Consider the following 20,993-nt stretch of genomic DNA (forward strand, 5'->3'; position numbering starts at 1 on the left):
ACACTAATTCCGTGTTGAAAAATACTATTTAGGAATTTAAAGAATCCAATACGTTAAAAAAATGCCGCAAGAACTCTTATTACAAGTCTCTCCCGAAACCGCAGCAAGTGAGTCGCTGTTAAAAACTCATTTGTCAAAACAAATCAAAGTTGCTGTTCAAGATATTGATCATGTTGTAGTTTTAAAAAGGTCAATTGATGCGCGCCAAAAGGCCATCAAAATAAACCTTAAATTGTCAATTTTTTTAAAAGGTGAGCTTTTTCAAGAGCAAAAGGTACAACTTCCAGACTATCCCAATGTCGCTTCTGCTCAAGAGGTTATTGTGGTTGGTGCAGGCCCGGCAGGTCTTTTTGCTGCTTTGCAATTGATTGAATTGGGTTTAAAGCCAATTGTAATTGAAAGAGGCAAGGATGTTCGCGGACGACGTAGAGATTTAAAAGCCATAAATCGAGACCATATTGTCGATGAAGATTCTAATTATTGTTTTGGTGAAGGTGGTGCAGGAACGTATTCTGACGGTAAATTATACACTCGCTCTAAAAAACGAGGCGATGTAACTCGAGTTTTAGAATTGTTTGTTGCTTTTGGAGCGTCATCTGATATTTTGGTCGATGCGCATCCACATATTGGTACTAATAAGTTGCCACAGATTATCCAAGACATGCGTGAAAAAATTATCGAATGCGGCGGTAAGGTTTTATTTGAAACCCGTGTTACGGATATTTTGGTGAAAAATAATGAGGTTGAAGGGATTGTAACCCAAAATGGCGATACCATTTTAGCTCAAAAAATTATTTTAGCAACTGGTCATTCAGCTCGAGATATTTTTGAACTATTAGATAGAAAAAAGATTTTTATAGAAGCTAAGCCTTTTGCTTTAGGCGTGCGTGCAGAGCATCCGCAAACCTTGATTGATAGCATTCAGTACAGTTGTGATTATAGAGGCGAACACTTGCCACCAGCGCCTTACAGCATTGTCAAACAAGTAGGAGGTAGAGGAATGTACTCTTTTTGCATGTGTCCGGGAGGCGTAATTGCTCCTTGCGCAACAAGTCCTGGAGAGGTGGTAACCAACGGTTGGTCGCCTTCAAAGAGAGATCAAGCTACCGCTAATTCTGGAATTGTAATTGAGTTGCAATTGGCAGATTTTAAACCATTTGCTAAGTTTGGAGCGCTTGCTGGAATGGAATTTCAAAAAAGTATTGAGCAAAAAGCTTGGCATCTTGCGGGAGAAACCCAAAAGGCTCCTGCACAGCGAATGATTGATTTTACACAAAGTAAAGTTTCAAGCGATATTCCAAAAACATCCTATGTGCCTGGGACAACTTCGGTAGAAATGGGACAAGTTTTTCCTGGTTTCTTAACGCAGATTTTAAGGGAAGGTTTTAAAGAATTTGGAAAATCAATGCGCGGTTATTTAACTTATGAAGCAATTCTTCACGCACCAGAATCACGAACTTCATCACCGGTTCGTATTCCTAGAGACGTGTACACTTATGAGCATGTTCAAATTAAAGGTTTGTATCCTTGCGGAGAAGGTGCAGGTTATGCTGGCGGAATTATTTCAGCTGCAATTGATGGTGAAAAATGCGCTCAGATGATTGCAACTGTATTAAAAAACAAATAGTTTTTATCTCAACCGAAATCACGACTTTCGTAAGTTTTTAATCTACCCTTAAGTTTTAAAATTAAATGCCGTTGTTTTTTGCTTTTTGAAGCAGGAGCAACGGCATTACTTTTTATTTTTTGGAGTTCATTTCCATATAATCAATGGTTAAATTTGATAAGGCTTTCATACCCAACACAAATCCACTCTCGTCGATATAAAAATCTGGGGTGTGATGCGGCGCTGTCTCAGCAATGGGTTTTCCTTTTGGCGCACCACCAAGAAAGAAATACAAACCCGGAACTTTTTCTTGAAAATACGAGAAATCTTCGGCGCCTGTTACAGCGGGAGTTATTGAAACTTTATTTTTTCCAGCTGTGGCTTCGAGTGTGGGAACCATTTTTTCAGTTAGTTCAGGATCGTTGTATGTAATTAGTGTTTGATTGGTGATTTTTACATCTGCTGTTACACCTGCGCTTTCTGCGATTCCCTTTACTACTTGGTTTAATCGATTGTGTAGCAGTTTTTGCACCTCTTTGTCAAGTGATCTGATGGTTCCCGTCATAATTAATTCTTCGGGAATCACATTAGAGCGAACACCTGCATTGATTTGGCCTACGCTGATAACTGCAGCCGATTCTGAAAGGTTAACGTTTCGGCTCACAATAGTTTGAATGCCCATAATCATCTGTGCTGCGGTAGCAATAGGATCTACGCCCAACCAAGGATAGGCTCCGTGCGTTTGTTTGCCCTTTAACTTGATGGTAAACCAGTCCGAAGCAGCCATTGTACCTTTCGAACGGTATTTAATTTGTCCAACTTCAGTTTGCGCGTTAATATGAAGTCCAAAAATAACATCAACCTTCGGATTTTGTAAAACGCCTTCTTGTACCATTAATTTGGCACCACCTTCTTCACCTTCTGGTGGACCTTCTTCGGCGGGTTGAAAAATGAATTTCACGGTTCCTTTTAAATCTTTCTTTATTGATGCAAGGATTTCAGCAGTTCCCATCAATATAGCAATGTGCGTATCGTGTCCGCAGGCGTGCATCACGGAAACTGCTTTCCCATTATATTCACCCTCTGCTTTGGATGCAAAAGGAATTGCAACTCTTTCTTTTACGGGCAGTGCATCAATATCCGCTCTTAACGCAACTACAGGCCCGGGTTTACCGCCTTTTAAAATACCTACAACGCCTGTTTTTGCTACGCCCGTTTGCACTTCTAGTCCTAAACTTCGTAAATGAGTTGCTATTTTTTCGGCTGTTTTAAATTCTCGGTTGCCTAATTCAGGGTTTTGATGAAAATCCCTTCTCCAAGAAATAACTTGAGATTCTAATGCGGTTGCTTTTTGGTCAATTTTTGCTTTTAATGATCCAGTTTGCCCAGAGCTTATGCTACTCACGGCGAGTAATCCTAATAAAGGAAAATATTTTTTCATGGTTTTTGGTTATTTGTTGCAAGTTAAAATTTCCTGTGATTTTAATTTTATGTTTTCAAAGGAAAGGTTATCAGACAAATATAACGAATTTCTAATAGCTAAGAAGCTAGTACTCGAACTTCAACCATTGCATAAAAAAAACGCCTCGGTCTTAGTGACAAGGCGTTGTAGTAGTATTACTTTTTTTTCAATCTGTTTTTGAATAATTTTTCAAATTTTTCTAATTTCGGTTGAATGACCATCTTACAATAAGGCTGTGAACTATTGTTTTTGTAATAATTTTGATGGTACGACTCGGCTTTGTAAAATGCAGTCAAAGGCTCTAGGGTTGTCACAATTGGACTATCGTATACCTTGGCTTTGCTTAAATCTTTGATTAAAGCTTGTGCAATTTTTTTCTCATTCTCGTTCTTGTAAAAGATAGCGGAGCGGTATTGTGTTCCAACATCAGCGCCTTGTCTGTTGAGTGTTGTTGGATCGTGAACGGTAAAAAACACTTTAAAAATCTCATCTAAATTAGTAACATTCTTATCGTAAGTAAGTTGCACTACCTCTGCATAGCCTGACTGACCAGTGGAAACGTCCTCATAAGTAGGGTTGCTCGTTTTTCCGCCTGCATATCCAGATACGGCGCTTTGAACACCAACCAAATTTTCGTAAACTGCCTCAACACACCAGTAACAACCGCCAGCTAATGTGATGGTTTCTAAATTTGGTTTCGACTTGTTTTGAGCAAATAATCCCGTTGTTAAAAGTAGGAGGGTAAAAAGTATCTTTTTCATATTATTTGGTATCAGGTATAAAATCTAAAGCAATGGAGTTCATACAGTATCTTTTTCCAGTAGGCTCCGGACCGTCATCAAATAAGTGGCCAAGATGTCCGTCGCATCTTCCGCAAAGCGCTTCGATGCGCTCCATTCCTAAAGAATTATCATTTTTATAAACCACACTGTTTTTATTGTCTTGTTCAAAAAAGCTTGGCCATCCGCAATTACTTGCAAACTTGGCGCCTGATCGAAAAAGTTTATTTCCACAAGCAGCACAATAATAGGTTCCTTTTTCATCGGTATTCCAATACTTTCCTGTAAAGGGTCTTTCGGTATCGGCATTACGTGAAACTTCGTATACATCTTCGGGTAAAACTTTTTTCCATTCTGCATCGCTAACCTTTAACTTGGTTTGGTCAGTATTAGAATAATATGGATTTCCTGGTTTCGAGATGGTGTTTGCAGCACTTACAACGACAGGCGCGGCTTGTTTTTTTGAAGTTTGTGCACACGCAGTTAGCATGAATAGCGGTACAATAAACAATTGACAAAGAATTCGTTGAGCTGTTTTCATGATTTTATTTTTTTAATTTCAATACAAATGTAAATTGCTTTTTACAATTAAAGCGTCGCCTAAAGGACAAATTAATACTTGTTTAAGCGAATTTTATAATAACATTTACGGTTAAAAATTGTCTTTGGATTGATACAGCTTTAAAGATTCGTGTAATTGAACTTGAATTTCCAGCCCTTTTTTAATATCAAAAAAGATTTTCATCTTGTGAGTCAGTTTTGTGTGATGTAAAATCCTTTTTTCAATGTGCAAGATGGTTTTAAAAGCACAATTTTAGTTTTTTAAAAGATTTTCTCTCAGATTTACAGCTGATAATTTTTGTAAAAGCAATACTATTTTGCAATGGAAATAGTTGATTTTTGCTTGAATTATAAAGTATAATTTTGAATCATCATAAACGATTCAAAACGGAATGTTAAAGACTAAGGGGCAAATTATTTTTTTGTACTTTTGGAAGCATAATAAAGTAAAATGGTAGAAGAAAATGTAATTTTAGTAAATGAAAACGATGAGCAAATAGGTTTAATGCCTAAATTAGAAGCACATCAAAAAGCAGTTTTGCATCGTGCTTTTTCCGTTTTTGTTTTAAACACCAACAACGAAATTATGTTGCAGCAACGGGCACATCATAAATACCATTCTCCTTTGTTATGGACCAATACGTGCTGCAGCCACCAACGAGAGGGCGAAACTAATATTGAGGCAGGAAGTCGCCGACTTTTTGAGGAAATGGGTTTCAAGACGCCGTTAAAAGAACTTTTTCATTTTATTTACAAAGCCCCTTTTGATAATGGATTAACAGAGCATGAGCTTGATCATGTGATGATTGGTTACTCTAATGACGAACCGAATATTAATCCTGAAGAAGTGGAAGCGTGGAAATGGATGAAAATTGAAGATGTAAAAACCGATATGCTTCAGCATCCTGAACTATACACGGTGTGGTTTAAAATTATCTTTGATGAGTTTTACCATTATTTAGAAGAACATAAAAGTCCATTAGCGCCCTAAACGCTTACCTTAATACTATCAATATGAGAGTTACTATTTCGAGAAAAGCCCACTTTAATGCGGCGCACCGTCTGTACCGAAAGGATTGGACCTTTGAACAAAACGATGCCATTTTTGGCAAATGCAATAATCCTAATTTTCACGGTCATAATTACGACATGACGGTTAGCGTAACGGGGGCTATTGATCCTGAGACAGGTTATGTAATGGATGTGAAGTTTTTGAGCGATATTATAAAAGAAGAGGTTGAAAATCAATTTGATCACAAAAACTTGAATTTGGATGTGCCAGAGTTTAAAGATTTGAATCCTACTGCCGAAAATATTGTAGTCGTAATTTGGGATAAAATCAGAAAGAGAATAAAGCCTGAGTTCGATTTAGAAGTAGTTTTATACGAAACGCCGCGTAACTTTGTAACCTACCGAGGAGAATGAAAGAGCTAAAAGTAGGTGATGTGATTCCGCATTTCTCAGCAATAGATACCGAAGGGAATTTGTTTGACAGTAAAACTGTTTTAGGTCAAAAGCCTCTTGTAATTTATTTTTATCCAAAAGACAACACGCCGGGTTGTACCGCACAGGCTTGTAGTTTCAGAGATCAATACGAGGATTTTAAGGAATTGGGTGCTGAAGTAATTGGAATAAGCGGAGATAGTACTAGCTCGCACCAAAAATTTGCCAAGCAATTTAAGTTGCCTTTTATTTTGTTATCAGATAGTAACAAAGCCATTCGTAAACTTTTTGGAGTACCAACGGGTTTGTTCGGATTAATGCCAGGAAGAGTAACCTATGTGACTGATAAAAATGGTGTGATTCAAATGATTTTTGACAGTATGATGGCGACTAAACACATTCCAAAAGCTTTACAAGCCATTCAAAAGTTGACATCTAAATAGATTACGTTTTTATTTACACGAACCGTTGTGCGCCGATTGTAAAAAATAGAGTAGCGGTTGCGAAGATTATTTTTGAGCAAGTGATGATTTTAGGTCCTAAAGTACTTCATACTTAACGGAAAAGCTTCTATTTTAGAAATTTACAAATCATAGCAGCTAATAGAAAGATTATGTGTACTTTTGCAAACGCAAATTAAAATTCAAATTTTAAATAAATAGAAATGGCAAACGTTAAAAATTTAAAGAAAGACATCAACTACGTTTTAGGAGATATTATTGAGGCAGTTTACTTGTTCGAGATTTCAACTACAGGAAAACCAACTACTGAAACTAACAACTTAATTGACGAGGCTATTGCTGCTTTTGATGTTTTGATCACAAAAGTAAACGCTAAAAACGTTGAAAATAAAAAAGCACACTTCAAGCAAATCAATGTTGAATTGGAACAAACTGCAAATCAATTGATTGCTAAAATCAACGAATTGTAGTCGAAAAAACCGATAAAAAAAGTGTAAAATTATTTTGGAGAAGTCAAATTCATCCTTATATTTGCACCGGAAATGAGACGCCAGCGTAGCTCAGTTGGCTAGAGCAGCTGATTTGTAATCAGCAGGTCGTGGGTTCGAGTCCCTCCGCCGGCTCATTGTAAAAACCACCTTTTTAGGTGGTTTTTTTTTGTTTTATACTTAAGTTGTTCAGTTGCAATGGCTTTGAATTTTAATGAAAATTTCTTTTAAAAAACATTTGTATTATTCAAAAACCGCTGTATATTTGCACCCGTAATGAGTCGCCAGCGTAGCTCAGTTGGCTAGAGCAGCTGATTTGTAATCAGCAGGTCGTGGGTTCGAGTCCCTCCGCCGGCTCTTCGATAAACCATCTAACTTTTGTTAGGTGGTTTTTTTTTTGAACTATATCCAAGGAGCTATGTGCGCTGTTAATTGTACTAGTTTTCTATTTGAGTAGCTTTATAATTCACTATGTGTAATTCCTTTTTATTATTTATTAATACTGCATTGTTGTTTTTAACGACTGTTAAGCGATTAAAATATTTTTTAAACTATAGTTGTGTTCTTTAATTTTAGTTGCGCACCAAGCAAAAAAAAAACCATCTCCTTGAAAGGAAATGGTTTTTATGATGGGGCAAATTTTTGCAATTGTTTACTGTTTTGCGCCAGTTACAAATTTGGTTAATTTTTTACCATATAACGACTGTGCTACTTTTGGAGACATCGCCTTTTGAATGGTATCTAAATATTTTATGTTGATGTCGTAAATCTCAGATAAGGCAATGTATGGTGCTACTTCAAGATCTCTGTTGTTCAAAGCAAAATTAGTTGCGAACAAATATCTGCGTTTAAGGTTAGAGTCTTGTTTGGCTGATAAACTATCAACTACAGCATTGTTTTGTCTTTTGATCGCTTTGAATTTTTTTTCAACCAAGTTTAAATTCTCATCTGTGAAACGGCTTTTTATTTTTTTATACTCTTCAAATACATCATTGTTTTTTGATCCTGTTACAACAGCATCGGCTAAGTAATTATCTAATGAGGTTTCGATGGTTAGATTTCCTGGTTCTGCAAAAAACGAAAGATTGTTATCTAATGAATTGGTTACTCCACGGTCTAATGACAGATACAACATTTCAGGTGATTCAAGTGTGAAGTGACTTTCAAAAGTAGATTTGCCATCAATTTTAATCGAATCAAGAATTACTAACGAGGTGTCAACAAAGCGTTGTAGGTATAAAGTTCCGTTTTTTAATCCTTTAATGTTTCCGGTGATATGCACATTGCCTTTTGATTCGGTTTTAGAACAAGCTGCTAAAACAAGCACGCCAAGCACTGCCAAAATTGATTTTTTCATTTGAGTTTGATTGTTTTTGATAATTCATTTTTGCGTTATTACTGGAATTTTTGCCCAGAAACGACCCCAAGTTTGAATTTGTTATTTTCGCGCAAAATAAAGAAAATTGTTGGAATGAACGGATGCTAGTTTCATATTTTGACAAAAAAAATCCTAATTCATTTCTAAATTAGGATTTTTATACTGCTTACTCTTTTTTTAGCCTTTCAACCAAGCATCTTTCAGTGTTTTTTTAGTCGAATCTGAAGCGTTAAGGCTTTCTACTTCTTCGTAAGGTAGTTTTACTTTACCTGTAATCACTTGTTCTTTGCCATTACGTTTTATTTTTATCGCAATTGTTTCGTCTTCTTTCCATTTTTGACTATCGGTAATCAAGTCGTAAATGTTTTCCAAGCTGTAAGCTTTGTTATTAAAAGAAAGTAGTACATCATCACCTTTTAAACCTAATGAAGTGAAAAAGACGTTCAATTCATTATTAGGTAAAACCAAAATTTCTTTTGTAGCTTGGTTCACTGTGATGTAAGGTGTTTGTCCTTTTAAAAACACATTTCCTGGTGATTTTGTTGTTGTTTTAGAAACACCCACTTTTGCTAAGAAATCAGCATAAGGTATTGGAGTAGGTCCTGCAACATAAGTGTTCAAGAAATCGCCAACTTCTGGATAAGTAAATGAAGTGATTTTGGCAAACAACTCTTCGTCATTAAATGGTTTTGAAGCGCCGTATTCAACAGATAATTTTTGCATTAAGTCTAAGATACCTCTTTCGCCATTACTTTTTTCACGGATAATTATATCCAAACACATTCCTATCAGAGCTCCTTTTTCGTAAACGTTCAAGTATTGTGCTTTGTAAGGTTCTGTCAGAACATTAGCGCTCATGGTTGTAAATGGCATAGTGTCATTCATTTTTGAGGCGTGTTCGATCTTTTGAGCCATTCGCGTGTAAAAATCTTCTTCGGTGATTAGCCCTTGATTAATTTGGAATAAGTTAGCAAAATACTCAGTTACCCCTTCGTACATCCATAAGTGTTTTGACATTTTTGGTGTATTGTAATCAAAGTAATGGATCTCTTTCGAGTGGATGGTAAGTGGAGTTACAATATGAAAAAATTCATGCGAAACTACATCTTTCATGTTTTTTACTAATTCGTCTTTTGGTAATACTTCAGGCATTACAACCGTTGTAGCTGTAGGGTGTTCTAAAGCGCCAAAACCCTTAGCATCATTAGGTTTCATGCTTGATAAATACAATAATACGGTGTACTTTTTTGTTGCATTTATTTTACCCATAAATGTTTTTTGAGCAATCATCATTGTTTTCATTTCAGGAGTGATGCTCTCTGCAGTTATTTTGCCGCCAGGCGAAAATACTCCAATCAAAATTTCCATTCCATCAACAGTAAAGGTCGTATAGTCAGGTTTGGCATACATCACCGGATTTTCGATCAATTCAGCATAACGAGGCATGCTAAATACGTCATTGGTTTGACTTGCATCTTGATCAGTCATTGAGGTAGCTCCCCACAAGTTTGCAGGATGGGCAATGTTTACGGTATATGGTAAGTCGTTTTTGTCTTTAAAAAAACCTACAAAGCCATGCATGTTCAACATGAAATTAGTTCCTGCATCAATATTAGTTCCTGCTGGTGAAAACACATCGTTATTGCCAAAACCATTACCTTTTTCGGTGTCAAAAGTATCATTTACCAAATATGTAATTTTCGCTAATGTTTTTGCGTTTTTGATCACCCAAGTATTTTCATCGGCTTTACTGGTAGTAAGTAAATTTCCTTTACTATCAAATGCTTTAAAGTCTTCGAGGTATTTGCCGTAATCATCAACAGAGTAGGTTCCTGGAATTATCTTTGGGATACTATATGTTGTTTCATCAGCATTTATTTTTGGAGCAGCAACGGTAACCAAGACCTTGTCGTCTTTTACATCCGTTAAGTTAATGTTTACATTAATTTGTTCTTTGGCTTTTGCCGATGTTACGGTATTTGTTGTTTTACAACTCCATAGTACGCTTGCAAGCGCTAAGGAATAAAGTATTCTTTTCATTGTGTATATTTAATTTTGCTTATTGGTCGGTGTAAAGCACCATTTGTTACAATTGTAGTTTTTAAAAAAGTAAAAGAATTTGGCTTTTATCGTTTTACAATTGGAATACTATGTTTGATATTGGAACTCATGGAGTAAAGCCAGTGTTTCTTCAGTATTGGGTACTTCAATGAATAATTTTTTGAAAGTATGATTTTGTAATTCTACAATAATACTATTCGATTTGTCGCACACATCCCAAAAGTTTTTGCCGTTTTGATAATAGGTTCCTGCTGCAATAATTCCGGGAATTTCGGTACCAGGACATCTAAAACCTTTCCAGAATTTAATTGCAGTTTCATCTTGATAAGCTTTGGTAATTTGATCTTGTCTAACCGTTATTTGATTTTCAAAAGCCCATAATTTATGCCATCCTTGAATTTCAAATAGTAAATAATCATCTTTTTTAGTAACGTGAACCATGTTTTTTGGTGGTTTAAAACAAAAAAACTCCTGATAATTTCAGGAGTTTTCTGTATTAGTCTAATTTATTTTTTATGTAATATTTACCGTCTAAGTCTTCATCAAAATCATCAATTTTGACGGGTTTTGGTTTTGGTTTATTTGCAATTGCTTTCTTTTTCCACATCTCGAATTTTTCAACTGGCATTTTCTTTTTCATGATTTCGAGAATCTCTTTTTCTGCCAGACCAAATTCTTTTTTTATGATTTCAAAAGGATTTTTTTCTTCTAAAGCCATAGTAACAAGTTTTTCTGTTTGCTCCCAGTTTAATTCTTTTCGGTTACTCTTTTTCATCACGTGAAAATTAATTCAAATAAGTTGTTAATGATTAATAAATTACATTTCTATTTGATATCAATATTAAGAAAAAAAATAATTAGTTTTTATCAAATCCTTGTTTTTTTTACGTTCTAACTTTTTTTTTCTTGAAAGGAGGCTTTTGAGATCTTTTATTTTAAAAAATACGCATTTCAAATTGGTTTTTGAGGCGGTTATATTACGATTCTAAATGTTAAATTGATTCGGTTGCCAACTGGTTTTGCGGTTTTCGGAATTTGATGTTTCCAGCAATGTTGCGTGGTCCCTTGCATTAGTAAAAAACTTCCGTGCTCCAGGGTTATACTTTTCTTTAAATCGGTAATCTCGTTGTGCTTGAGTTGAAATTGTCTTTCGGCGCCAAAACTAAGTGATGCAATTACCGGATTAACACCTAATTCTTTTTCGTTATCGGCATGCCAGCCGTTGCTGTCCCTTCCGTCGCGGTATTGATTGAGTAGCACAGTGCTAAAATGCGTTTGCGCCACAGCTTCGACTTTCTCCTTCAGCTGAAGTAAAAGTGGCGACCAAGGGTGCGGCTGCATTGTGATATTAGAATACGAATAGGATTTACCCTCGTTGCCAAACAAAGCGGTAAGGCGTGGCTGCGGATACACTTTGCCAAAAACACGAATGTCGTCTTGTTGCCACGGGATATTTTGAAGCAAATCAGTAAAAATACGATCGGCTTCTTCTTTTGAAAAAAAATGAGGGAAGTATTGAATGTCTGCATCAGGAAGCTGAAGTAAAAACGATTCTGACGTATTGTCAAATAAAGAGTTCATGGCTCTTAGGTGTATTGGTAAGCCCAAAACATTAAAGCGAACTGCAAGGGCATGCGTAAAAGTAGCAACCATTTAGGTAAACCCATATGTGCTTTTGGATCAAAATACATGTACAAATGCGTTGGGAAAATAGCAATCAACAAAGCAATGACGCCCCAAGCAGCATAGGCGGAGAGTACAGGTACACACAATGCAATTCCTAAAATAATTTCGGCAGCACCACTTGCGTAATTCATAAGCTTGTGGTTTGGAATGTAAGGCGGAATGATTTTTAAATACAATCTAGGATTGCGAAAATGATTGATTCCCGCAATGAAATAAATAAAAGCCATCCCGTACAAGTGCCAAGGTAAATTCATGATAAATAGATTTGTCACGAATTTATAAAAAATTAAATGAAATTATCATAAATGTTTTAAATAGAAATTAAGCTTTTTTCTTAAAATTCACATTCATAATCACAATTGCCAAGATGATTAAAACAATTCCAATCCATTGAAGCAAAATTACTTTTTCGTTCAAAAGAAAATACGCCATTAATACTGATACGGGAAGTTCCAGAGCCGAAACAATACTCCCCAAACCAATTCCTGTTAAAGGAAACCCTGCGTTTAAAAGCATTGGCGGGATAATTGTTCCAAATAGAGAAAGTATAATTCCCCATTTAAGGAAAATAGTAAAATTAAAATCTTTTGCCGTAGAAAAAACTCCTAATGCATCAGCTATTGCTGGAAATTGATTTGGAATTATTTGCGTCATTAGTGCGAAAATTAAAACCATTATTCCGCCACCAAAAAGCATGTAAAGACTTCTTTGTGCCGATGAAATTTCGGTTGCAATTCTGTTTGCAGTAAACATGGTTGTGGTAAATGAAGTTGCTGCTAATAATCCAAAAAAGATTCCTAATGGATTTAATTTCACATCTGCATTTAGTAAGTTAGTTGCTAAAACAGTACCAATTAAAACAATAATTACAGATATAGTTTTGACTTTAGAAGGAGCTTTTTTCTCTAAAAACCATTCTAATAGAACGCCAATCCAAACTGTTTGCATTAAAAGAACAATAGCAATTGAAACAGGAATGTCAAATTTTACCGCTAAATAATAAAAAACGCTCGTTAGTCCAGTTGAAGTTCCAGCAAGCATCAATTGTGTTTTGTTTTTTTTAGAAGCTTTAACCGCTGTATTGTTGTTGCGGTTTCTTTGAAATGCATTTATAAATAAAATTCCAATAATTCCAAAAACAAATTGTGAAACAGTTACTTCTGCAGTTGTATAATTTTCATCATAAGCCATTCTTACAAAAGTTGCCAGCATTCCGTAGCTTGTAGCGCCCAATCCAACTAAAAAAACTCCTTTAAGTACACTATTATTTATCATCTTTGTTTCAAATTTTAAAAGCGGGCAAAGATAGTTTTTTAAAGTGATTAAAAAAGCCCTTTCACGGGATCATTCATAAGTCCGATTTTTTTAGGGTCAAATTGTAGTTTGTTTTGCAGCAAGGACGCGTACACACTTCTAAAATCCAATTGATGTTTTAAATCGCCTTGATCTAAATCAGCTAAATTTGGGTTGGCTCCAATAACCATTCCTTTGTTGCTTCCGCCAATGATAAACATAGGAGCTGCAGTGCCATGATCGGTACCACTACCATTGTCTTTTACACGGCGCCCAAATTCAGAAAAAACGACGATTGTTACTTGCTGCAGTTGTTGTGATTTTTTTAAATCTTGGTAAAAACTAAAAACAGCATCATTCAATTCAGTTAATTTGTTTTTATGAATGGCTAGTTGATTGTCATGGGTATCAAAACCGTTTAGCGATGTGTAATACACTTTTGAGTTCAAGTTTCCCTTGATAAGTTTGGCAATCCACTCTAAATTTTTGGCTAATCCTGTTTTTGGATAAGTAATCTCTGAGGCTGCAGCTTTGCTAATGGCGTTTTGAATGTCATCTGCTCCTTCAACTACTGAACTAGCAATTTTTCGAACAAAATCCAATTGCGGATTAGTTGAAAGCTGAATTGGCGCTTCGGAATTTCTTTTCACCACAAATCGGCTCGGATCTTTTATTGTAATAGAATTGGGAGCATCTCCTTTCAATGCCAAATTATCAATGGTGTCAATATTTACTCCAGCAGTTGGTTGGTGCTCTTTGCATTGCAAATCTAAATAGCGACCTAGCCAGCCATCATTCAAATATTCTTGCTCTTTTGGGGCTGTTTGCCAAATTTCTTGACTGCGAAAATGGGAGCGAACTGGATTTGGGTAACCTACATTTTGCAAAACACTCAAATCGCCGTTTTGTTGCATTTGCGCAAAGCCACTTAAAGCAGGATGAAAGGCCATGCCATTTGTAGCTGAAGCAACATCACTTTTGTTGATTGCGATTTTTGGGCGCAGTTGGTAGTACAAAGGATCTGAAATCGGAATAAAAGTATTCAAGCCATCATTACCGCCATTGAGTTGTACAAAAACAACACATTGTTCACCAACAACCAAATTATTTTGTGAACCGTAAGAATATAAAAAGTCAGGAAGTAGCAATGCGCCACCAGTCAGCGTTCCTGTTAGTGTTAAAAAGTGTCTTCTGTTCATAACTGTGGGATTTAAATGAGTTGAAACTCGGGCGATTTTACCATATAATTAAACAAACGCAATACGGCATAATCAGCGCCAATGGCATTGCTGTTAAAATCGTATTTTATTATTTTTTCAAAGTCGGCTTGTGTGTTGGCTTCTACTTGAAATAGCAAACGGTCAGACAATTGAGCAATTATTTTTTTGTGTGATGCGTTTTTATCCCACTTAAGTTGCACTGGAATTGGGCGTATTGGTTTGTCGTTCATCATTTTGTTCGCATTTTGGTTCCTGAAATTTCCTTTTCCATTACAAAGCAAATCGGCTACATTGTTGCGCTGTAAGTACATTTGAGAACTCAACCACGAATTGCCGCCGTCCCAACCTTTTACATTGGGTTGATTGAATAAATCCATGCCTTGTTCTTTCATAAAAAGTACCAAACCGCGCGTATTTGGATTTTTTATCTGTAACTCATCTAATAGTTGCAGACTGAATTCAAGTGGATTTTTAATCTTTGAACCAGCCGTTTTTTTATCATATTCTTCGGTTATCATTTTTACCAAAAGCGGTTGTATTTCAAAGTTTACTTTTCGGAAATAATCACCGTAGTACAGCACCAAATCTTCTGCAGGATCATCATAAATAAACCACTGCAGTATTTTTCGGGTGATTAAATAGGGTATGGCCTTTTGTTCAAAAATAGCGTCAATGAGTTGATCGGCTTTTAAATTCCCTTTTTTACCCAAATAAGTAAAAGGCTCATTATCTTCAAGAAACTTTCTGTATTGTGCTTTCTCCTCGCCAATACCTAAACCCGCGAGTCCTTTTGCTCCGTTTTTGATATCCATTTCGGTGTAATTCCCAATACCAAGAGTAAAGAGTTCTAAAAGTTCTCGACTTAGGTTTTCGTTCCATTTTCCTTTTCGATTGTCAACATTATCGAGGTAACGCACCATCGCATTGCTTTGAACGATTAATTTGGTAAGCGTTTTGAAATTCCCAAAAGCGTGGGTTCTTATGATTTGGTTGTGTTGGTAAATCCAATAATTGACTTTTACTTTTTGAATGGTCGATACAAAATGGTTGTGCCAAAAGCAGGTCATTTTTTCACGAAGCGGAAAAGCATCTTGCTGCATTTTTTCGATCCAAGCCATTTTCATTTCAATTGCCGTTTGCGCTTCTTGCTTTCGGATGGCTTTGGCTTGATCTGAGTTTACATCTTTGAGTGTTTGTCTCAGCTCTTTAAATTCGGCCAATGTTTTTGGGCTTGTAGTCAAATAATCGGGCAATTGGTCATCAATTGTGGTAGCAAAAGATTTTTCGAGAAAATCATTCACGCCATTTTTTTCAATAAAATCGGCTTGTTTGGCCGAAAATCCGAGTCGTAAGGACCATAATACAGATGATTTCATATCGGTAATTGCTTTATTATTAGACGGCTTGAGTTGTAAAAGGTTTAAGGCTGAGGCTAATTCTTAACATTTTCCATCAAAAAAACAATTTCATGAACCGTGCCATTGTAACATATTCTCTGCAATTGGTACTAATGGGCATCAATCACATCAATCATGAAAAAAATCATTGGCTTAGCAGTAGTAAGTATGTTTCATTTTTACACAGCCTCTGCACAAACGGCCCCAGCACAAAAAACAGAAGTCGAGACTGAAAAAACGAACGAATTAAAAGAAGTAACAATCGTTAAAAACAAAAAGGCCATCGAGCAAAAAGCCGATCGGACTATTTTTAACTTTTCGGAACAGGCCAATCTCAATACCGGTTCCGTTTTAGAAGGAATCAAAAAATTACCCGGTTTAATCGCTTCGGATATTGCCGGAATGATGTATCAAGGCAAGCAATTGGATGTTTTTATGGACGGGCGTCCGTTGAATATTTCTACCAATGAATTGAATGCTTTTTTGGAAGGAATGCCAGCCAACGCTATCGAAAAAATCGAAATTATTACCCAGCCAGGAGCCGAGTTTCCTGCTACTTCCGGAGGTGCAATCCTTAACATTATTACCAACAGGAATGCGAAAAACTATTTGAGTGCAACGTATACCAACAGCACCAGCATTACAGATTATAATGATGTTCGTTTGCGAATGAACAATAGTTTGTTATTGAGTGCTAAAAATAAATATTTTGGATGGCAGCTTAATTTTGGTCAAAACTACCGCGAGTCTGCAGTTTGGACAGCTTTGGAACGCAAAGAAAACGGAACAACTACGGTTTTATCAAAAACCGATGCCGACCGATTGGGACGCACTAATTTTGTGAAATCGGCTTTGACATTCGATATCGGAAAGGATCGATTGCTTTTGAATTATGACTTTACAAAAAACGACAACAACAGTAATACCTTGGCTTCGGGTCCTGGATTTAATACTGACGATACTTCGGTAAGCGATGGTTTGCGTCAGGATGCTGTGGTTACGTACCAGAAAAAATTTGATAATGCCGCCAAGAAATTAGAGTTCAAATTCAATTATAATTCTAATACCAACGATTTCCTATTGCGTCCAACTGCCAATACAACACCAACACTGGATAACACTTCGCATCAGAAAGTCTACAACGGAAAAGTAGATTTTTCGCAGCCTTTTGATTTTTCTGACGAAGGTAAATTGAGCATTGGAGCTTTGTACGAAGAGTTGCTTTTTGATACTTCAAACAGAGGAATTACCAATTTAGAGTACAAACGAAGAACAGCCGCCAGTTACTTTGAAGTGCAAACAAAATTTGACAAATTGAATTTCATTGTTGGAGGTCGTGCCGAAGATTACAATATCACAGGTAACACGGATGTAGCTGCTTTGAGCACTTTTAAACAATTTAGATTTTTTCCTAATGCAAGTGGGCAGTACAATTTTACCAATGCCATCAATTTTAATGTGAATTACAACAAGAAAATTACCTTGCCAAGTACATCAGCATTAAACCCAAACAATACTAACTATCAAAACCCAAATATAGAATACTCAGGAAACCCGAACTTACAGCCAACTATTTTTGATAACTACGAAGTAAAACTGAGTGCTTTTGATTACGCTTTTATTAGTTATAATTTGAGTTCGGCTAAAAATCAAGTTATTCAAAGGGTAATGGTTGACGGCACTGTTGTTGCCAATACCAACGAAAATATTCCAGAAGTAAAAATTCACAACTTCAATATCGGGATGCCAATTCCGTACATGCTTTTTACGAAAGGATTAGCGGAGACAATGAAAATGAACGTAAATCCAGATACCATGAATTTTTTATATGTGTATGCTGGATACCAATTGCATGATATTCCTAGAGTTGACACGAAAGGTTTTTGGGTTTTAAACTTCATGTCGCAGTTAGTGTTGCCACAAAAGATAAAGTTTGTTGCCAATTACAATTATATCGTACCAAAGGGAAATTACTTCTATTTTATTGCCGTGGCTCCCATCCGCAATTCGCTTGATTTGACTTTTTCGAAAAAGTTTTTAAAAGATCAATTGACATTGTCTGTGTATGTAGATGATGTTTTAGATAAAAATCGTAATGCGTTCAATGCTTTCGAAACGCCAATTTTTATCAGTAACAAGCAAGATACGAGACGTTTTGGTTTTAGTTTGAATTATAAAATTCCAACACGTAACAAATTGGCTAAAGAAAGTCCAAGTTTGTTAAACACCGATAAAAAAGAAGAAGGTGGTTTGCTAAACCAATAATTGTCATCATCTGCTAAATTAAAAAATGCTCCTAAAAATTCTGTTTAGGAGCATTTTTATTTATTTTTCATTTTGTACCAAATCGCTCAGGTGCAAGCGCAAGGCATTAACAGATATCGATATTTCCCAAAACGATAAGCCGAGGGAAAGTAATAGAAAAAACAAACTTCCTCCAAACAAATAGATGCCTGCCGTTGCTTGTTCTAAAAAAAGTAAAAGCATAGCAAAAACACTCAAAAACAAGCTCAAAACACCTGCCATTTGCATATTGCGAATAAGCGTTAGGCGCAGGTTCAGATTTTTTATTTCTAGCAAAATGAGCGCGCTTTCTTTTTCCTTATATGTTTTTTTTAAACCGCGAACAATGGTTGCTATGGTTAAAAATCGGTTGGTGTATGCTAACAAAATTAAGGAGGTAGCGCCAAAAAGTAGGGCAGGAGTTTCAATTTGTAAATTCATGTTTGCTGTTTTATAAAGTAGGTTCAACCATTATGGTTAGGCTGTAGCCAATGTAAATTGTAGCTGCTCTTCGGTGTCAAGCAAAGGTACTAAAACAAAATTGCGCTTTCGCGAATGCGGCTCGTTCACTTGAAATTAAAATGCTGCATTTGCAACTTTCATCTTTCAATTTTATTATTTTTGATTTGCCAATCTTGTTACAAAAAGATTTTTTTTCGAGTAAATAATTTTCAAAGAGTCAATGGTAATAAAGACTTGGCATTGAACAAAGACTGTTGATACAAAGCAAAGTTGTACCAATAGGAATTCTTTTTTTAAGAAAACCAGATTAACTAACTGTATTTTAATACCAAAACTGAAATGATGTACCATAGTTTCAAATACCGCTTAAAGAACATTTTTATTCATCAGTTAAAAGATTTTGGTACCTTTTTGGGTGTTTTATACGTCGTCGTGATTGGTTCGGCCGTGATGTTACTCGAAAAAAGTGTTGATTTTGGGCAAATCCTTCATTTAGATATTCGTGCTACTTACGAGAGTTTGCTCTCTGTAACCAATATTTTAGTTTCTATTTTGATAGGTATTTCATTGACTACTTTTTCGGTTATTTTTGTGGTGATGCAGTTGGCTTCGTCACAGTTTTCTCCCCGAATTCTGAGGCATTTTTTGATAACCGACTTTAAAATGCAGAAATTCATCGGCCTTATTGTAGGGAGTATTTCGTTATGTATCTTGCCGCAATTAGTAACCGTTTTTATTCCTGAAACTCCGTTTTTAGTTACTTTATCTCTAGGCACATTGTTAGCTTTTTACGGTTTATCGTGGTCGTATCCCAACATGATTACCTATTTGAGCATCAATATGAATGTGTCTAGTATTACAAACAGCATCAAGGTAGATATGATGGCAGAGATTAATTTACTCTACCAAGAAAATTGGAAAAAAGGGAGTAGTTTGTTGTACAAAAGGGCTTTAATCAATTCAGATAAATACAAAATACAAATTTTAAGTCCGTTTGATTCTGGTTATTTAGATAGTGTCAATTATGTAAAACTCAAAACTATTGTTGATGTACTAACGGATTCTGACCTTGGGGATTGTTTTGAAAATGCGTATCAAAAACCCATCATTGGCGAGTTCATCATGAAAGAAACTACTACTTTGGTGACTTTGGTTTTTAATCAACCTTTAACGGCAACCCAAGCGCAAGTGGTGCAACGTAGGGTTGGCGTTGTGGTTAAAAGCGCCTTTAAAGTGGAGCAATTCAGGAGTCATACACAAGACATCAATTTTGGGGTACGTAAATTAGTTGATATTGCCATCAAAGCGATATCTCCAGCAGTGAATGACCCTACAACTTGCTTGAATTGTATTGATCAAATAGGAGAAATTGCTAAGGAATTGGCTTTGAAATCTTTTCCTTCAACGGATGCAAAAGCTTTGAGTACTGCTAAAATTCAGGTCAATGAGTTTGATTTTGAAGAATTTATCGACTTTTGTTTTGATCAAATTTTTCAATGGGGAAAAGAGGATCCAACGGTTGTAAAAAGAATTCTGAGAGCCATTCGAACGATAATTCCTTTGGTTGAAAATCCTTTTCATTTGAAGGTTTTAATTCAGCAAGTAGAGGAAATGGAATTGAGTACACTATATAATTTGGAGAATTATCAAACGGGAGCTTTAAAAATCTCTAAAGAAAAATTGATCACCATTGAAAATGAGTTGGTTCATTTTAAGAATAAAGCAAAGCGACAAATTGCTTCCATTGATCGTGCAGGAATACTGTCTTTTTACGAAAATGAGTTTGTACCTCAAAATGAGGTGATTGCAGTAGCGCAACAACAAGCTTTGCACTATTTGCGTCAGTATGCAAGCTAATGTAATGCTGTAAAAAATGCGATAGTTCCATATTAAATTTAATTTTGTAGTTAAAAATTTACAAAATAACTCTCATTTTCCTATGGTGTTTGAATACAAAGAAAAAGCAATTCTCTCGCATTTAAAAATCAACTGCTAGCCTCTACTTTTACTGAAGTATTAAAATTATTACTTTCTAAAAGCTTCTTATGATAGTCGCATTTGGTTTAATCATTAGCTAACAATCGTTTCAAGATTTTTTTTAATTGTTTTATCTTGTCTTTTTGAGCTTATGTGTTTGATCTTTAGTTGGTATTTTTAATTTTATCGTGATATATTAAAATTGTTTATGACTATCATTATAAATATAAATAAAAATTAATGATTAGGCTATTGTACTTTTGCACTATGAAACACAAAAGCCCCAATATGAAATAAACTAAAAGCAAAAATGGCGTTTTTAACTTTAGTTTTTGTTTTTTATTTGGGTTTAAAGAGCAATCGAAATGACCGAAAATATCATTTGATATTCGCTTTAGCAATATTAATTTTTTATGTTCTATTTCACTTTGACACC

At 35.6% G+C, this 20,993-nt stretch carries 20 protein-coding genes and 2 tRNA genes; 9 read left to right on the top strand and 13 right to left on the bottom strand.

The genetic code is table 11. The annotated features are described in order from the left end of the window. The first annotated feature begins 61 nt into the window (after positions 1–61). Positions 62–1,627 (top strand): NAD(P)/FAD-dependent oxidoreductase, encoded by a 1,566-nt coding sequence (locus L1S34_RS09095; protein ID WP_236363759.1) that lies wholly within the window; start codon positions 62–64, stop codon positions 1,625–1,627. A gap of 112 nt (positions 1,628–1,739) precedes the next feature. Here L1S34_RS09095 and L1S34_RS09100 read toward each other — a convergent pair whose 3' ends face one another. From L1S34_RS09100 to msrB, 3 genes are all read right to left on the bottom strand, one after another. Next, complete coding sequence (locus L1S34_RS09100; protein WP_236363760.1) at positions 1,740–3,047, bottom strand: amidohydrolase; 1,308 nt, start codon at positions 3,045–3,047, stop codon at positions 1,740–1,742. A 176-nt stretch (positions 3,048–3,223) separates the two neighbouring features. After that, the gene (gene msrA / locus L1S34_RS09105; protein ID WP_236363761.1) at positions 3,224–3,829 is read right to left on the bottom strand and encodes a peptide-methionine (S)-S-oxide reductase MsrA; all 606 of its coding nucleotides are present in this window, start codon (positions 3,827–3,829) and stop codon (positions 3,224–3,226) included. 1 nt (position 3,830) lies between these two features. Continuing rightward, positions 3,831–4,388 (bottom strand): peptide-methionine (R)-S-oxide reductase MsrB, encoded by a 558-nt coding sequence (msrB, locus tag L1S34_RS09110; protein WP_236363762.1) that lies wholly within the window; start codon positions 4,386–4,388, stop codon positions 3,831–3,833. A 471-nt stretch (positions 4,389–4,859) separates the two neighbouring features. Here msrB and idi point away from each other — a divergent pair, with 471 nt between their 5' ends. The 6 genes from idi (at position 4,860) to L1S34_RS09140 (ending at position 7,157) form a co-directional block, all read left to right on the top strand. After that, entirely contained in the window at positions 4,860–5,399 is a 540-nt protein-coding gene (idi, locus tag L1S34_RS09115; protein WP_166136431.1) for an isopentenyl-diphosphate Delta-isomerase, read from the top strand. A gap of 23 nt (positions 5,400–5,422) precedes the next feature. Continuing rightward, positions 5,423–5,833, top strand: a complete 411-nt coding sequence (locus L1S34_RS09120; protein WP_166136434.1) for a 6-pyruvoyl trahydropterin synthase family protein — start codon at positions 5,423–5,425, stop codon at positions 5,831–5,833. Continuing rightward, entirely contained in the window at positions 5,830–6,294 is a 465-nt protein-coding gene (locus L1S34_RS09125; RefSeq protein ID WP_236363763.1) for a peroxiredoxin, read from the top strand. Before L1S34_RS09120 ends, L1S34_RS09125 begins: the two co-directional genes overlap by 4 nt. Before the next feature lie 221 nt (positions 6,295–6,515). After that, positions 6,516–6,782 carry a hypothetical protein gene (locus L1S34_RS09130; protein ID WP_166136440.1) on the top strand — a complete coding sequence of 89 codons (267 nt, stop codon included), beginning with the start codon at positions 6,516–6,518 and terminating at the stop codon, positions 6,780–6,782. 79 nt (positions 6,783–6,861) lie between these two features. Next, positions 6,862–6,935: transfer RNA gene (locus tag L1S34_RS09135), tRNA-Thr, on the top strand. Positions 6,936–7,083: 148 nt separating this feature from the next. After that, positions 7,084–7,157: transfer RNA gene (locus L1S34_RS09140), tRNA-Thr, on the top strand. A 295-nt stretch (positions 7,158–7,452) separates the two neighbouring features. On the opposite strand, the gene L1S34_RS09145 is transcribed toward L1S34_RS09140, so the two are convergent. From L1S34_RS09145 to L1S34_RS09185, 9 genes are all read right to left on the bottom strand, one after another. Next, entirely contained in the window at positions 7,453–8,157 is a 705-nt protein-coding gene (locus tag L1S34_RS09145) for a DUF4369 domain-containing protein (protein ID WP_236363764.1), read from the bottom strand. 198 nt (positions 8,158–8,355) lie between these two features. Beyond that, entirely contained in the window at positions 8,356–10,218 is a 1,863-nt protein-coding gene (locus L1S34_RS09150) for a M61 family metallopeptidase (protein WP_236363765.1), read from the bottom strand. Positions 10,219–10,326: 108 nt separating this feature from the next. Further along, positions 10,327–10,680 (bottom strand): hypothetical protein, encoded by a 354-nt coding sequence (locus L1S34_RS09155; RefSeq protein WP_236363766.1) that lies wholly within the window; start codon positions 10,678–10,680, stop codon positions 10,327–10,329. 55 nt (positions 10,681–10,735) lie between these two features. Beyond that, on the bottom strand, positions 10,736–11,014 hold the full coding sequence (locus L1S34_RS09160; protein WP_166136450.1) for a DUF2805 domain-containing protein: 279 nt from the start codon (positions 11,012–11,014) through the stop codon (positions 10,736–10,738). 197 nt (positions 11,015–11,211) lie between these two features. Continuing rightward, the gene (locus L1S34_RS09165; RefSeq protein ID WP_236363767.1) at positions 11,212–11,820 is read right to left on the bottom strand and encodes an alpha-ketoglutarate-dependent dioxygenase AlkB family protein; all 609 of its coding nucleotides are present in this window, start codon (positions 11,818–11,820) and stop codon (positions 11,212–11,214) included. Between the two features lie 5 nt (positions 11,821–11,825). After that, a complete protein-coding gene (locus tag L1S34_RS09170; protein ID WP_236363768.1) occupies positions 11,826–12,179 on the bottom strand; it encodes a DoxX family protein in 354 nt (117 codons plus the stop codon). Between the two features lie 67 nt (positions 12,180–12,246). After that, positions 12,247–13,200, bottom strand: coding sequence for a DMT family transporter (locus tag L1S34_RS09175; protein WP_236363769.1), 954 nt, complete (start codon positions 13,198–13,200; stop codon positions 12,247–12,249). Between the two features lie 47 nt (positions 13,201–13,247). Next, entirely contained in the window at positions 13,248–14,417 is a 1,170-nt protein-coding gene (locus tag L1S34_RS09180; protein WP_236363770.1) for a DUF1501 domain-containing protein, read from the bottom strand. An 11-nt stretch (positions 14,418–14,428) separates the two neighbouring features. Further along, positions 14,429–15,814: a DUF1800 domain-containing protein gene (locus L1S34_RS09185; RefSeq protein WP_236363771.1), complete on the bottom strand. Its 1,386-nt coding sequence runs from the start codon at positions 15,812–15,814 to the stop codon at positions 14,429–14,431. 156 nt (positions 15,815–15,970) lie between these two features. Between L1S34_RS09185 and L1S34_RS09190 the strand changes: the two genes are divergently transcribed. After that, a complete protein-coding gene (locus L1S34_RS09190; RefSeq protein ID WP_236363772.1) occupies positions 15,971–18,100 on the top strand; it encodes a TonB-dependent receptor domain-containing protein in 2,130 nt (709 codons plus the stop codon). A gap of 60 nt (positions 18,101–18,160) precedes the next feature. Here the strand turns inward: L1S34_RS09190 and L1S34_RS09195 are convergent, their stop codons facing one another. Further along, on the bottom strand, positions 18,161–18,559 hold the full coding sequence (locus L1S34_RS09195) for a DUF2721 domain-containing protein (RefSeq protein WP_236363773.1): 399 nt from the start codon (positions 18,557–18,559) through the stop codon (positions 18,161–18,163). Between the two features lie 360 nt (positions 18,560–18,919). On the opposite strand from L1S34_RS09195, the gene L1S34_RS09200 reads away from it, so the two are divergent. Then, positions 18,920–20,437 carry a DUF2254 family protein gene (locus L1S34_RS09200; protein ID WP_236363774.1) on the top strand — a complete coding sequence of 506 codons (1,518 nt, stop codon included), beginning with the start codon at positions 18,920–18,922 and terminating at the stop codon, positions 20,435–20,437. The last annotated feature ends 556 nt before the right edge of the window (positions 20,438–20,993 follow it).

It is taken from the genome of Flavobacterium sp. K77 (assembly GCF_021608205.1).
GTDB classification, from domain to species: Bacteria; Bacteroidota; Bacteroidia; order Flavobacteriales; family Flavobacteriaceae; genus Flavobacterium; species Flavobacterium turcicum.

What these genes read in the sequence shown, in the direction of transcription:
- L1S34_RS09175 (WP_236363769.1), bottom strand. Translation starts at nt 13,200, where the DNA reads ATGATAAATAATAGTGTACTTAAAGGAGTTTTTTTAGTTGGATTGGGC.
- L1S34_RS09185 (WP_236363771.1), bottom strand. Translation starts at nt 15,814, where the DNA reads ATGAAATCATCTGTATTATGGTCCTTACGACTCGGATTTTCGGCCAAA.
- msrA (WP_236363761.1), bottom strand. Translation starts at nt 3,829, where the DNA reads ATGAAAAAGATACTTTTTACCCTCCTACTTTTAACAACGGGATTATTT.
- L1S34_RS09160 (WP_166136450.1), bottom strand. Translation starts at nt 11,014, where the DNA reads ATGAAAAAGAGTAACCGAAAAGAATTAAACTGGGAGCAAACAGAAAAA.
- L1S34_RS09195 (WP_236363773.1), bottom strand. Translation starts at nt 18,559, where the DNA reads ATGAATTTACAAATTGAAACTCCTGCCCTACTTTTTGGCGCTACCTCC.
- idi (WP_166136431.1), top strand. Translation starts at nt 4,860, where the DNA reads ATGGTAGAAGAAAATGTAATTTTAGTAAATGAAAACGATGAGCAAATA.
- L1S34_RS09170 (WP_236363768.1), bottom strand. Translation starts at nt 12,179, where the DNA reads ATGAATTTACCTTGGCACTTGTACGGGATGGCTTTTATTTATTTCATT.
- L1S34_RS09200 (WP_236363774.1), top strand. Translation starts at nt 18,920, where the DNA reads ATGATGTACCATAGTTTCAAATACCGCTTAAAGAACATTTTTATTCAT.
- L1S34_RS09100 (WP_236363760.1), bottom strand. Translation starts at nt 3,047, where the DNA reads ATGAAAAAATATTTTCCTTTATTAGGATTACTCGCCGTGAGTAGCATA.
- L1S34_RS09120 (WP_166136434.1), top strand. Translation starts at nt 5,423, where the DNA reads ATGAGAGTTACTATTTCGAGAAAAGCCCACTTTAATGCGGCGCACCGT.
- L1S34_RS09165 (WP_236363767.1), bottom strand. Translation starts at nt 11,820, where the DNA reads ATGAACTCTTTATTTGACAATACGTCAGAATCGTTTTTACTTCAGCTT.
- L1S34_RS09155 (WP_236363766.1), bottom strand. Translation starts at nt 10,680, where the DNA reads ATGGTTCACGTTACTAAAAAAGATGATTATTTACTATTTGAAATTCAA.
- msrB (WP_236363762.1), bottom strand. Translation starts at nt 4,388, where the DNA reads ATGAAAACAGCTCAACGAATTCTTTGTCAATTGTTTATTGTACCGCTA.
- L1S34_RS09095 (WP_236363759.1), top strand. Translation starts at nt 62, where the DNA reads ATGCCGCAAGAACTCTTATTACAAGTCTCTCCCGAAACCGCAGCAAGT.
- L1S34_RS09145 (WP_236363764.1), bottom strand. Translation starts at nt 8,157, where the DNA reads ATGAAAAAATCAATTTTGGCAGTGCTTGGCGTGCTTGTTTTAGCAGCT.
- L1S34_RS09150 (WP_236363765.1), bottom strand. Translation starts at nt 10,218, where the DNA reads ATGAAAAGAATACTTTATTCCTTAGCGCTTGCAAGCGTACTATGGAGT.
- L1S34_RS09125 (WP_236363763.1), top strand. Translation starts at nt 5,830, where the DNA reads ATGAAAGAGCTAAAAGTAGGTGATGTGATTCCGCATTTCTCAGCAATA.
- L1S34_RS09180 (WP_236363770.1), bottom strand. Translation starts at nt 14,417, where the DNA reads ATGAACAGAAGACACTTTTTAACACTAACAGGAACGCTGACTGGTGGC.
- L1S34_RS09130 (WP_166136440.1), top strand. Translation starts at nt 6,516, where the DNA reads ATGGCAAACGTTAAAAATTTAAAGAAAGACATCAACTACGTTTTAGGA.
- L1S34_RS09190 (WP_236363772.1), top strand. Translation starts at nt 15,971, where the DNA reads ATGAAAAAAATCATTGGCTTAGCAGTAGTAAGTATGTTTCATTTTTAC.